14 protein-coding genes and 1 pseudogene are annotated in these 12,452 nt (G+C 47.6%); 2 read left to right on the forward strand and 13 right to left on the reverse strand.

What is annotated here, in order from left to right; genetic code table 11:
- Window positions 1-62: 62 nt before the first annotated feature.
- The 13 genes and pseudogenes from P0X86_RS26320 to P0X86_RS33345 form a co-directional block, all read right to left on the reverse strand.
- Window positions 63-506, reverse strand: a complete 444-nt coding sequence (locus tag P0X86_RS26320) for an AAA family ATPase (protein WP_192570707.1) — start codon at window positions 504-506, stop codon at window positions 63-65.
- The gene (locus tag P0X86_RS26325) at window positions 506-1,246 is read right to left on the reverse strand and encodes a tRNA(His) guanylyltransferase Thg1 family protein (protein ID WP_192570706.1); all 741 of its coding nucleotides are present in this window, start codon (window positions 1,244-1,246) and stop codon (window positions 506-508) included. Before P0X86_RS26325 ends, P0X86_RS26320 begins: the two co-directional genes overlap by 1 nt.
- Window positions 1,247-1,290: 44 nt before the next feature.
- Window positions 1,291-1,695 (reverse strand): hypothetical protein, encoded by a 405-nt coding sequence (locus P0X86_RS26330; RefSeq protein ID WP_277746832.1) that lies wholly within the window; start codon window positions 1,693-1,695, stop codon window positions 1,291-1,293.
- 236 nt (window positions 1,696-1,931) lie between these two features.
- Window positions 1,932-3,791, reverse strand: a complete 1,860-nt coding sequence (locus P0X86_RS26335; RefSeq protein WP_277746833.1) for a DUF6382 domain-containing protein — start codon at window positions 3,789-3,791, stop codon at window positions 1,932-1,934.
- 12 nt (window positions 3,792-3,803) lie between these two features.
- Window positions 3,804-4,316, reverse strand: a complete 513-nt coding sequence (locus P0X86_RS26340) for an A24 family peptidase (protein ID WP_277746834.1) — start codon at window positions 4,314-4,316, stop codon at window positions 3,804-3,806.
- A 148-nt stretch (window positions 4,317-4,464) separates the two neighbouring features.
- Window positions 4,465-5,388 (reverse strand): TadE/TadG family type IV pilus assembly protein, encoded by a 924-nt coding sequence (locus P0X86_RS26345; protein WP_213579881.1) that lies wholly within the window; start codon window positions 5,386-5,388, stop codon window positions 4,465-4,467.
- A gap of 83 nt (window positions 5,389-5,471) precedes the next feature.
- Window positions 5,472-7,658, reverse strand: a complete 2,187-nt coding sequence (locus P0X86_RS26350; RefSeq protein ID WP_249732779.1) for an SNF7 family protein — start codon at window positions 7,656-7,658, stop codon at window positions 5,472-5,474.
- A 47-nt stretch (window positions 7,659-7,705) separates the two neighbouring features.
- Entirely contained in the window at window positions 7,706-8,383 is a 678-nt protein-coding gene (locus P0X86_RS26355; protein WP_213579666.1) for a TadE family protein, read from the reverse strand.
- On the reverse strand, window positions 8,376-8,567 hold the full coding sequence (locus tag P0X86_RS26360; protein ID WP_015737227.1) for a Flp1 family type IVb pilin: 192 nt from the start codon (window positions 8,565-8,567) through the stop codon (window positions 8,376-8,378). The genes P0X86_RS26355 and P0X86_RS26360 overlap by 8 nt, the downstream gene beginning before the upstream one ends.
- A 20-nt stretch (window positions 8,568-8,587) precedes the next feature.
- The gene (locus P0X86_RS26365; RefSeq protein WP_277746835.1) at window positions 8,588-9,460 is read right to left on the reverse strand and encodes a type II secretion system F family protein; all 873 of its coding nucleotides are present in this window, start codon (window positions 9,458-9,460) and stop codon (window positions 8,588-8,590) included.
- A 15-nt stretch (window positions 9,461-9,475) separates the two neighbouring features.
- Window positions 9,476-10,333 (reverse strand): type II secretion system F family protein, encoded by an 858-nt coding sequence (locus tag P0X86_RS26370; RefSeq protein ID WP_277746836.1) that lies wholly within the window; start codon window positions 10,331-10,333, stop codon window positions 9,476-9,478.
- Window positions 10,334-10,711, reverse strand: a pseudogene (locus P0X86_RS26375) (CpaF family protein); the annotation flags it as partial.
- A gap of 38 nt (window positions 10,712-10,749) precedes the next feature.
- The gene (locus tag P0X86_RS33345) at window positions 10,750-10,980 is read right to left on the reverse strand and encodes a helix-turn-helix domain-containing protein (protein ID WP_481858178.1); all 231 of its coding nucleotides are present in this window, start codon (window positions 10,978-10,980) and stop codon (window positions 10,750-10,752) included.
- 103 nt (window positions 10,981-11,083) lie between these two features.
- Here P0X86_RS33345 and P0X86_RS26380 point away from each other — a divergent pair, with 103 nt between their 5' ends.
- Both P0X86_RS26380 and P0X86_RS26385 read left to right on the forward strand, forming a co-directional pair.
- Entirely contained in the window at window positions 11,084-11,275 is a 192-nt protein-coding gene (locus P0X86_RS26380; protein WP_256719806.1) for a helix-turn-helix domain-containing protein, read from the forward strand.
- 582 nt (window positions 11,276-11,857) lie between these two features.
- Complete coding sequence (locus tag P0X86_RS26385; RefSeq protein ID WP_277746837.1) at window positions 11,858-12,421, forward strand: hypothetical protein; 564 nt, start codon at window positions 11,858-11,860, stop codon at window positions 12,419-12,421.
- Window positions 12,422-12,452 lie beyond the last annotated feature (31 nt).

Here is a 12,452-nt window from a genome sequence, read left to right on the forward strand (position 1 = left end):
GAAATTAAATCCTATGTAATAAACCTTTATCTATGGGGGATATATTCAAAAAGTTGAAAGACTCATTTCATTTTCATTTCTTCGACTTCAAATCCTTCATTAAGTGACCGCACCAAATACAATTCATCAAAACCCTCATCATAGTAAGGAGTTTGCAACATCTTCAGTGTACTTTTGATTCCAACCTCAGGAATCTTATCTTTTCCTTGTCTCTGTTCGTTACGTGCATAAGATAAATCATAATTCGGTTCAAAGTAATAACCCACGATCTTATACCTATGTTTTTTACCTAATTCGATATATTTTTTTCGTTCATCCATTGTTGGATTCGTATTATCAATTACAAACGGCAGACTAGTACTGATTGATGCTTCAAGAAAAACATTCTCACGATGCCTTGTCCGCAACATATCAAGGTTTATTCTCATATGAGTTTTGAAAAACTTTTCTTTATAAAATGTTGATTTTCCAGAAGCTTGAATCCCAATGAAAATGACACACTCCATTATTTTTCATCCTTTGATAAATAAACGTACTGATTTATGTACTCTCTATTCTGACTAAAAATCGGTGTATTAAAATCAACATCCCACTTGCTCCGAAGCGCCTCTCCTTTTTTATAGTACTGCTTTGTAATGCACGCTCCGCGTTTTTGCCAAATAGGCAGATCGTTCCAATTTACACCTTTTTCGAGAAATAACTTGTCCTGAAGTTTCTTTCCATCTAATCCCTGTAACTCCTTATGTGGAAAGCTTGCCTGAGCAACCATCGAAATGCTGTTTTTGGTTGCGTCCTGCTGTCTCCAAAGAAAATAGTTCGCTACCTCATCATGAGGCAGTACCCAAGCTCTGCTATCAAATGTGGCGAGCGGCTTGTCGGGAAAGGCTTTTTGTATAACCTCATTGAACTTTGCAGTAGCCATTGAAGCAGACACTGAAACCATTTTTTGTAGATTATTTTCAAACCAAGACTGCGTTGTTAACTTATCATAATTGGTCAGCAGAATAGATATTTCATCACTTTGATGGTAGATCAACTTACAACCCATAATATTTTGCGCTAAGTATTTACACGTCTCCCAAAAAGCCTGAATTAATACCTCATCAAACGGTTTTATCATTCCACGAGTAAATGTATGGAAATGTGAACCATCTATACGAATAATCACTGGAAGTCTCTGAGGAAGCGTTTGTCTAAAAATGTTTTCGTAACCCTTCATTCGGTTGCCAAAGTCGTCCTTTTTCATGTTTACTCCTTTTAATGATTGATAAAAGAATTGCAATACTGGATTTAATTTGAGTTATCGTTCACTTGATTTTTTAATTCCATGCCTCTAGTAAAAAATACAACCCCAATCGCAGCAAAAGTCACGTAATTGCTTATTCTCGTTATGACTGCTTCATCGTCCTCATAATTAATCCAGTACAAGAGGGCAAATGGCGAAATTATCATGAATGCTTTCATAACTAACATAAAAACATACTGGGTTCTTTGCTTGCGTGAATCCCCTTCTGTAGCAGCTATTTTTAGGCCAACCTTAGATGAGTCATAGATTGTTATAAATAATGCGATGATACTTGTATATGCTGTAATTTTTGCGTCAATCTGAATCCATGGAATAAATGCTACTATTGCAATACCTAGATATATTCCTGCAGCCAAGTAAAAAAAGTTGCTTTTAATTTTCCTATGCAAAATCCTCTTGTCCTCTCATTAAAGTATTATTATCTCGCCTTAAAATTATAGTTAATCGGTACATTTTACCATAATCATCATACCAGATGTTTTTTATAGATCTAGTAAAAATAAAAAACCAAAGGCCCCTCTAAAAATTAGGGTACACCTTTGGTTTTCTGCAATAATCTGAATTCCCTCTAAACTTCATAGAATAATGGCTTCGCAAATCTTACTTCTACTATAATAATCCCGTTTTAATATACCCCCCTGCGCAGGGTAAACGTCCATCCGGCAATAATAAAGGCATCCCCTTCCATCAAAGGGTATTCTTTATAAGGCACCATGGATTCTCCCTTCAACATCGTTCCGTTTCTGGAACCCAGATCCTTCAGGACGTATCCACCGCTTTCGCGAGAGAGCTCGACATGTGCCCGTGAAGTCCCCACACCTTCAGCTACGAATTGGGCGACGTCGGGAGAGCGGCCGATGATGAAATGGGGCTGATGCAATTCAATTCGCTTCGGGACGGCTGCATTCGGTTCGGTAAGCTCAAGATAGTCCCTGGCCGAATGGTGTCCGGGCGGACGAACGGCGGTCTCTGGACTTAACAGCACGGTAGCTCCCCCACCACCAGAGGACGAAAGCACCTCCGTCCGTTGGGACAGCTGGGCATAATAATCCCCTTCTTCCCTATAAGAATCTCCTGCCCCTGCGTTAGGCGAACGCGAAAAAGCCTGGTCCCGCAAAGACTGTACGGAAGATCCCGCTGAAGGCTGATCCCGCTCAAGGTTAAATGGAGATTTAGGAACCTGCCATCTCCAATGCTCATTCCCCTCACCAAGCTCTGCTTCTGCCGCTTTCCCTGAGTCCGCTGCCTGTCTTCCCGTAAGAAGACCTGATAAGGGATCTGCCTCAAAACGCGGGACGGACTTCCACTTGGCATGCTCTTGCGGACTCAGCTCTGTGGATTCAAACACGGGCAATGAACCGGACCAATCCTCCACTCTCCGTGAGAGCAGCCGGAGTTTGCCCGTGTAGCCGAGCCAAGCGATCACGGCAAGCAGAATCGTAATCCCTACCGATAGCCCCAACATCAGCGGACCCGGTTGATTCATGTACAACATTCTCCAAGCTCCCGCTGCGGCGAGCAAACATCCTAGCAAAATATAAGTCCGAACCGGCGAAGACCTGCCATGCTCCGCTTCATCAAGACTTGAATCATCTGTGCCAGATGACCACGCAGGAAGACCTGATGGGGTGCGACCGGCGTGAGGATTACCTTCTTCGTTTCGGCCGCTTTTCCCAAACATCTCGTTGGTACGTTCAGTCAGGCTTCGAATTAAACTCTGTTTATCCGTGTTGCCGTCATTCTCCGTCTGCAATGCCGCACTCCGGCTGTGAGCCGGCTCTGCAAATGAGAAGGCAGGCCTGGAGACGCTGCTGTTTGAGGGATTATCGGTATAGGGCAATCTTTCATTCACATGTGCAGGCACTGCCATCTTCGCTTGCGTTCCTGCTTGATCGCTTTCACCATCTTCTCCTGCAAGCAGTTCAATGACAAGCCGCTTAAGTCCCGGCAAACTGAAGCTCTGTTCACTGCAGAAGGTCATCAATGCTTGTATCCCTCCTCCTTTCAGCTCCGAGACCGATAAGAGAAGCCTTGTCATAAGTTCCTTAAGCGTTACAGGGAGACGGTTACTGCTTGTCTCATTAACGGCAAGGGGAACATAGGTTAAATATAATGTGCCAAGATGCAGGGAGCCTTCAACAAACAGAAAATCCTCATGAAGTATGTAATTCTCGGGTTGAAGCATATACAGCCTGCTGTCCTCCAATGCGGTAGCGATCTGCAGCAGCAGCCCATAGTACTCGGTCAACGTCATGCGCTCGCTCTTCAATGCCTGAGACAGCATCTTTTTGCCGGTGATATCATATTCCAAGGTTACTTTGTAATCGACTTCTTTCATATGCAGCTTCAAAAAGTGCGGGATTCTCGAAGAACGGATCATGCCCAGCTGCACATGATTCAGTTCTGCTGACTGGATCCCTTCATCCCGGTCCAGCACCATGATCGTTCCGCCGTTCTGCATAAAATCCGCCTTTAATCCGAACATAAGCGCCGCCTCCTACATGTGCAGTACTAGATACGTGCTGATCATGCCAGGAAGGACAGCCATCATAAAGGGAAATCGCAAGTGCTCCTCCTGGCTGTTGCGCCACGGCAACCAGCTCTTCATGACAAAAACTCCGGCGATACTGCCAACGACATGGCGAACTCTCTTCATCGTCTCCCGCCGCCAGAGCAGAATGAGCAAACCGATGGCACCGGCAAAAAGGACAGAATACATAATGCCCTGCAAGGTAAACCACAAGCCGGTCCAGGCGCCGATCCCACCGAACAGCTTAACGTCGCCCGCTCCTACAGCCCCTATAAAATACATGATCAACAAGATGAGAAACCCTGCTCCAAGACCCTTCAAAGAAAAGAGCAGGCCTTCCCATCCGTCCAGAGCGCCATGAAAGATCGGACCGGACAGCATTGCCGATACGGTTAGAGCATTCGGTATCTTCATGGAACGAAGGTCTGTAATAAAGGCCACAATCAGATAAACGGCACAAATACCAAAGGCAACGGCCACACCCATCAACCTCCCCTGCGCGACTATTCTAAGGAATAGTCTGAATAGAACTTTAACTATTGACGCACAACGAATTGCTTTTATTGGAAAGACTTTTATTGGATATTACTTTAGAACCCTATATTTCATAACCTTGCTCTTGAACCTCTCATGAGCCCGACCGCGCTACCACCGTAAACGGCACCTCGATCCGCTGCCCGTCGGCCGTCTCAACCACGAACAGCCAAGTCCCCGGCGTTGTATTAAATCCCACGTTCCATTCCCAATCGATATAGCCGTTATCATCCGCGGTCTTCCAACCCAAATATTTAGCCGTGCTCTGGCCGCTCTTATAATAGACTGATAATTGAGCGCTGGCCCCTGGCTCTACTTTCACCTTTACCTTAGCCTGCTTGCTTGCGACGGCCGGATTCGGCTTCTCCAACAGCTCAATGGCTCCGTTCTCTGAGCCGTCCCCGTTCCCCGAATCGCCCCCGCCTTCTCCGGTGTCTCCAATCCACAGCCTCTCCTTGGCCTTCGCTTGCAGCACGATGCGTTTGTTCAAGAAAGGAACCCGGATTGGAAGGGCATAATTCACCTCAATGCCAAAATAAGGACTCGTGCCGCTCTTCAAATTGGGTATGTGAACATTCGACACATGGATTCGGTCATAATCCAGAAGGCGGTCAGGCATGAACGGCTTCATCATCGGCTTAACCACGGGGTCGAGTACGGCTTCCACGGTTTGGTTCTTAAGCTGCTGCAGAGGCTCCTCACCTGAAGCGACGGCTTCCGTGATCCACTCCTTAGCAGGAGAAGGAAGCGAGTCGCTATAATTCGAAACCCAATCGGACAGCGACAATTTGGGTATTTCCCAATGGGACGTGCTGGGCGTGCCTTCGCTTGTTCCGTTACCGCCTGCATTCGCCTGCACGGCTAGAGAAACAGGATACATATGGGCCGCTACGGTTTTGACGGTATCGGAAACGGTGCTTTGGAGCGCCGTCGATATCAACGTCATCTGCACGATATATATGAGAAAAATGACAAAAAACATAAACATCGGCAGCAACAGCGCAGCTTCCACGACCATGCTTCCTTGCTCCGCCGACGCTCTGCTCTTACGCAAAGGCTTTCGTAATACCGATAAACATTTCATTCAAGTAACCCCTAATCCTAATAGGAAAAATCCGCCTTGCGCTTGACCAAGTACCGACTTCCTTGAACTTCATCCCCGTCGCTTCCGAATGCAACGCCGATCGACTTCGTCACTCCCGGAAGAAACCATAAACGCATGGCCGTCCTAACTTCCCCTGAAGCGTAAGTAAATCGCTCCGCAGGATTGATGCCGGTGTTTAATCGTATCAGCGCCAGCATGCGTGATAACTTCTTCTCGTTATTGCTGTGAATAAACAAAAATATTCGTAAATGATCCCTGTAGGTAAGCTCAACGGGTACATACTTGGAAAGCTGAACGCTTCCCTTCTGACACAGCTGGATCATATCCTCGATAGCCTTCTCGATCCCATACAGGATGGCTGCCGCCAAAACCGCCAACGGATTTCCTAATTTGCTGTTGACGACGAATCCTTCCATCGTCCAAATCGCGAGCCTGGAAGCGAAGATTTCTGCATAAGCCGCCGAAATATTCCCGGCGGGGTTGTGGAATCCGTACAGAATATATTCCACTTCCTGATTCCCGATAGCGAACTCCTGCACTATCTCCTCTCCCGTGCTGGACCCGTCAACGATTCCGGATAAGTTCCCGACATCGAAATGCTGATAATAATGAACGGCGTACTCATTCTGAAACAGTTCGTCCCTAACACCGCCAAGCACGTTCCCCATAAATCCAAACATGCCGTCCATATTATCCATTGCTTGTTTGCCGGCATCATACGGATCGTCGTCCAGCGGCTTTCCCTTACTCATGCTGTCTACTTCCGCATTAAATTGAAGGCTTTCGTCATAGTACTGCTGGAGTTCACGAAACTCATCCATAATGGCTTGATTCTGCCCATTCAGCCCGTTGATCGCCTCGATGGCTTTGGATGCCTGCTTCAGCTTCTGATTGGCCAGCTTCTCCATCGCCTTCCGTTCCTTATCCGATGTGCGAAGCTGCTCCAATGCCGCCTGCTGCCGATCCATGATATTTCCGCTGCCTGATACCCCATAATTAGAAATGTAATTCTGCAATTCGCGGCTAGCTCCGATCACGGCCCCCTTCATCCCCTCCCCGCCCAATGAAGACTGTAGCGCGGCCACAGCTCGGACAACCTGTTGATAACGACGCTCCTGGTTGTCAATTTCTTGCCGAAAGCCGTTTAAGAAGACATCGCCATGAATTAACTTGTCCGCTTGCTTCCGAATGGATTGGATCATCTCCGCTTCCGACCCGGAGGAATCGGCTGACCCCGGCGTTATGTCATTCGTCACTTGGTCATACCCCGCATTAGATGAACGGTTCTCGGATTCCTTGATGACCTGCTTCATCTCCTCGTTCAAACTCCTGGCTTCCTCCCATAATTGCTGCGCGTCCGCTAGGAGCTTGTCATTCTCGCGCTGAAACCGTTCGGCCTCTCTCGAAATCTGCGAGCCGATGGAAGACATTCCGCTCCGGTAAGCCATGAGCAGAAGCGTATACTGTTTCTCTTTGGGGGGCCTGTCCGCGTCCTCCTGTTGTTTATCTTTATAATCCTCATACTGCGATGCCCCGTCAGCAGCGGTTTGGATGCTGCCCCCGAGCGAAGTATCGTTGATCGGTTGTCCAGGCGGATCCATGACCAGCTTCGATAGCCGGATCGCATGCTCTCCTGCCTTGCGCTGCTTTGCCAGCATCTCATCCAGCGCCGCTTCCCGCTTGTCATACAGCCTGCGCAGCTTCTTAAGCACATCGACCGTATTGGAAGCTTCCTTCATGGACTGCGATAAAGGTTTGAACTTGCCCACTAATTCCAAAGTGAAATCGATCGGCGCTTTATACTTCATGTCCTCGATGATCTGCCGGTTGAAGATGTCATAAGTGCCCAATGGACGCTGCAATTCAAGCCCCGAGCTATCGAGTTCCATCGCCATTAACCGGAACGCATCGCTGCGGTCTCCCGGGTTCAAGCTGTCATTCAGCACGTTGCCCATAATGAGATCCCCGCTGGTGCCCCCATGGGCATACAGTCCGTATTCCTTCTGCAGCTGCGGATCGTAGGATGACATCACGGAGCGTACGGCTGCTCTTGTCAGCCTCTCGCTTTGCACCTTCATGGCCGCGATACGCGAGAAATCAATGAATATGGCTACAAACATAAATACGGCTGCCAGGGCGATAATCAAAAAAACAGATACAGATCCATCGGACGATCGGCCCACCTCTCTCCTTCTCCAACTAGACCGCGCTTTCCCATGCTTCGTCATGACTATCGCGAACCTCCGAACTTTTGTAGAACTTCCCCTGCGGCTGCCTTATCCGTTCCGTTTCTCCCGCCTTGAAACTTCGATCCGTAATATCGCATCAAATCCATCGTGCGGATAAATTCAACGGGATCAACCACAATCGATTGTGAGTTGACCTCGATCTGGCCGCCATCGTCCAGCATTCGGCTGATTGGCGTCAGAGAGACCTGCTCGTTTAACGACGTCGTTACTTTTCGTATGAGCAGCTGATTCGTATAACGAATCTCTCCAACCATGCTGGAAGGCACGGCCGTGCCGCCCTTGGACATCTTAAGCTCGGGCAATTTCCCTGCGCTCTCAGCCTCCCCTTGCGGCAGTGTAATCGACCTCGTACTGTCTCCCCCCGCCAAACCGAATAAGGTCCCGACAACGTTATCGTCGGTTAACCGCCAATATAACGCATCATGGCGTCCCTGTTCCACGGATCCCGAGGCAGCGATCTTATGGCTGTTGTCCCAGATATACGCGGTCCTTTCGGAAGCCGCGGCCGATGCCTGAACCAGCATGGACTGCTGATAGATATACAAGCATAGGAACAGAAGCAAAACCGTCACCATCAGCACGATGGGAAGAACCAGGGAGGCTTCAACCGTGAAGCTCCCCGTATCGTCCTTCCATCTTTTCTGGAGCTTATTATTCAAGGAACTCTTTGCTCTTGTTGTTCACGTTTTTAAACAAGTTGTTCACCAAGGCCGTAATCTGATCTTTAAATATAAGCGCGATAATCAAAATAACGACGAGGATCAGGATCATCTCAAGCGTTCCGATCCCTTTCTCATCCTTCCAAAAAGCTTTCATACCATTCTTCGCCATGTTTAACATCATATTTCGTACACCGGTCCCTTCTACATGTTCATCATCATAAATGCAGGCGCTCCGAGCAAAACAATCACGATCATGAAGATGACCACCATTGGCAGCACCAGCTTCGAGGAGGCCTGCTCGCCCCTTGTTCTTGCAATGGCCTTGCGCTTCTCCCACAGCACGCGGGACAAATCCCGCAGTGCCAGGACAAAGTCGTTCCCGCCGCGCCTAAAATTAAGCAGGACGGCTGTTGTAAATATCGATACTTCCTGAACGCCGCACCGTTTATTGAACTGCTCGAAGGCTTGCTGGAACGGATGGCCTCCCTCCCATTCAAGCACCATTCTCTTCAGCTCAGCATACAGGGGATGGCTCTCGTCCTTGTTCCGTTCCACGCAATGAATGATCGCCCGTTGCACCGTCTCGCCGGCGCCGACAAGCAGCACAATCTTGTTCAGAAGCTCCGGCAGCTCCATCACGATATCCTGCTCACGCAGCGTGACCTTTTTATGAAGATCCTTCACCAAAGCGACGGGCAGCAATGCCCCCAATCCGAATCCAGCCAGAAGTCCGATTACTTCCCCGGACAGCAACGACCACAAGCAGCCGCCGATCAAAATAAGCCATGTATACGCAAGGGCCTCGGCCATAAATAACAACGTCATTTCCGCGCTGTGCCGCAGACCATGGATCTTCTGAACGGAGCCCTGCATCCGGTAGAATACAATCGGGAAGCGCATCGGAACCTTCCCCCGCTCCAGCAGGAACAACACAGGCGGCGCTAACCGCTGCAGCCTGAGCCCATCCATGGACAATCTGCCAAGACGATGGTATCGTTCGCCGCACGTTCGATTCAGCACCACCCAACCACCCACAAGCAGAACCGTCAGCGCGCCGGACATCCATGTCAGCATCCCCGCCTCACCTCCTTACACCTTGATATCCATCATTTTGGTGATCCATAAGAAACAGCCTCCTAAAGCCGCAAGTGCAAGAGTAGAGATCATGATCCCCGATCCGCTGTACATGGGCTCCATATAATCGGGGGATGTCATATTCATGAACAGCAGCAGGAGGAACGGGGCGGCAAGAAGCGCCTTGGATTCGAACCGCTTCTGTGCAATCATCACGGATATCTCCTGCTGGATATCCAGCTTCTCCCCGATGACGGAGGAGGTTCTGCGCACGACTTCGACCAAATCGCCGCCTGTGCGTTTGCAAGTCGAGAAGACATCCGCAAAATTCGTTAGATCCTCCATCCCCGCCCTTCTTGCAAAATCCTGCAGTGCCACTTCGATAGGCTCGCCGTACTCCAAACGGGACACAATGACCTTGAGTTCGAAGATCAGATCGCTGCTGCCTCCGGGATCCAGCAGCAGCAAGTCCTGAACGGCATCCCTGAACCCGTTCTCCACGGAGCGGCCGGCCGACAGGGACGAGGACAAGGAATAGAGAGCTTGCTTGAAGTGAAGATTCAGCGTCCTGCGTCTGCGTTCCAGCATAAACCGCCGCCATAATTTAGGGATCATCAGCCCTCCCGCTCCCAGCAGCAGCGACAATATCAGATTGTGATAAAACAGATAACCGATGAAGCAAAACAAAAGGCCGCCAAGGATCACACATGCCGTTCTGTGACTCATCGAGAGATGATAGACACTGTAATCCGGAAGGGCGTGGGTTCGGGCCGCGGCTGCATGCTCGGGTTTACCGGCGATTTTGCTCCTCTTGATCACTCGGCCGCCTTGGCCCTCTTTGGGCATCCAGGCAGAACTGCCGGAGCGTTTCATTTATGTCACCTCCATCATCTTCTGCAGCGGCCAAGCCGTAATCCCGCCCATATGAAGCTTGTCCGCCGATTGAAGCGGATTGCCGCAAGGCTCCAGGCGCCCAATCACCCGGCCGCCCGATTCGCCCGTTTCACGGAACCGGTACAGCGGGTTCAGCACCACCTCGCCGTCGCTCATTCCAATCACTTCGCTAATCTCCGTTACGCGTCGCGATCGATCCCTTAACCGGGATAAATGCACAAATATATCAATCGCCGAGCTAATCTGCTGGCGGACCACGCTGATCGGAAGATCCGCACCGCTCAGTACCATCGTCTCCAAACGGCTGATCATGTCCTGCGTGCTGTTGGCGTGCCCCGTCGACAAACTTCCGTCATGTATAATATGCACAATATTTAATCATATAAAAAAAGCCCTTATAAACAGGGCTTTTTCTTGTTTCCAATACTTTCTAAGGGGATATTATAGATTCTCATAAGTCTTACCGTTATGTGAATGGGCGTCTTTCCGGGCGACGTCTCGTATTTCGAAAGTGTCCTTGGAGAAACATTAACCTCATCGGATATTTGCTCAAGACTCAAGCCTCTTTCTAAACGTGCCTTTTTCAAATCAGGTAACATGTAGCGTGACCCCTCCTTAACCTTCATGATGTTTACTCTCGAAACTCTACATGGTACAATTTACCTATGGATAATCACCTACTTCTGAGAGGAGTAATCATAGTTGGCATTCTCCCAAGGGAGATGTCTATTGAAGCAACGTCTTGCCGAAAGACGCATGACCCAATCAGAGTTGGCGAGAAAAACAGGTTACTCCCGCCATCTCATATCTCATTACGCTAACAACCGCAACTACATGTCTCCTAGCGCAATGAAAACGATTTCGTATGTACTTAGATGCAATATGGAAGATTTGTATGATTGGGTATGGAGCGATCAATAGGCTTCTTCCCTGGTCAATGTATAGCCGGGCTATACAATATACTATAAAGCCGAAATCCATAATTCACCAATGGTAATTTTTTACTGGAAAACCCCTGTCATTCACCCCTCATCTACACTGAAAATAGCCTCATTCTATTTTTAGACACACCTCCCCTCTTAATCCTTTAACCAATTCACTTATTAAAGAAAACCGAGAAATAGGGATCTAAAATAGATATTTTATTTTCCATCATATTACTACGAACACACGTTCTTAACAAGTATTGATTTAACATTTGCTTGGGTATACTATAGTACATATGTTCGCGTTTGGAGGTGGTAAAATGAGTTTTTTAGAAGCAATAACAGATGAAGATCGTCTATATGTCAAACAAGTGTCGGGGATATCAGTCAGACATGGAACTGCAATGGGAGTTTCTAACGGCCCAGGCATCCATTCTAATGCGAAAGTATCTTGGGTTAGATATAAGTATTTATGAGGACAAAAACAATAAGAGTGGGATTACAATGGGATATTAATATAGAAAATATTACCTCGTTCTGTTAGACTGAAACCGAAAATTAATTAGGGGGTACAGAATTGAAAAAGCCAATATATAAAAAATGGTGGTTTTGGGTTGCGCTTGTGCTGGTCATCGGATTTATAGGTAACATTATTGATCCCGTGGAAGAAAAAGAGGTAGTACCCGTTGTAAAAGATGATCCAACACCTAAAGAAGAACCCAAAAAGGAAGATGTTGTTGAAGATGGGGAACAGGAAGAAGATTTAAAGACGATTACAGAACGTCAGGCAAAAAAACAACTTGATAATATTGAACTTATCAAATTCAATGAGGACAATGGATATCTTTTAATCAAAGGCAAAGGAAAAGAAAACATAACCAATGACTACACTGTAAAAGGGTTTAAAATGTCTATATTTAATATTATGAAGAACATTCATGAACAGAAGGATATTGAAACCCTAGCATTTAACATCACTTATCCCTTAGTAGATAAATACGGAAACTCAAGTGATCAGATTGTATTAAAAGTGGAATTTACTAGATCAACATTAGATAAAATCAATTACGAAAATTTCGACTTCAATAATATTGGAGATGTGGCAGATTCATATTGGGAGCACCAAGCCATAAAGGAATAAAACTACGACCCTACCAGCATATAAGCCGATA

Source organism: Paenibacillus sp. BR1-192 (genome assembly GCF_029542445.1).
Taxonomy (GTDB): domain Bacteria; phylum Bacillota; class Bacilli; order Paenibacillales; family Paenibacillaceae; genus Paenibacillus_AQ; species Paenibacillus_AQ lautus_A.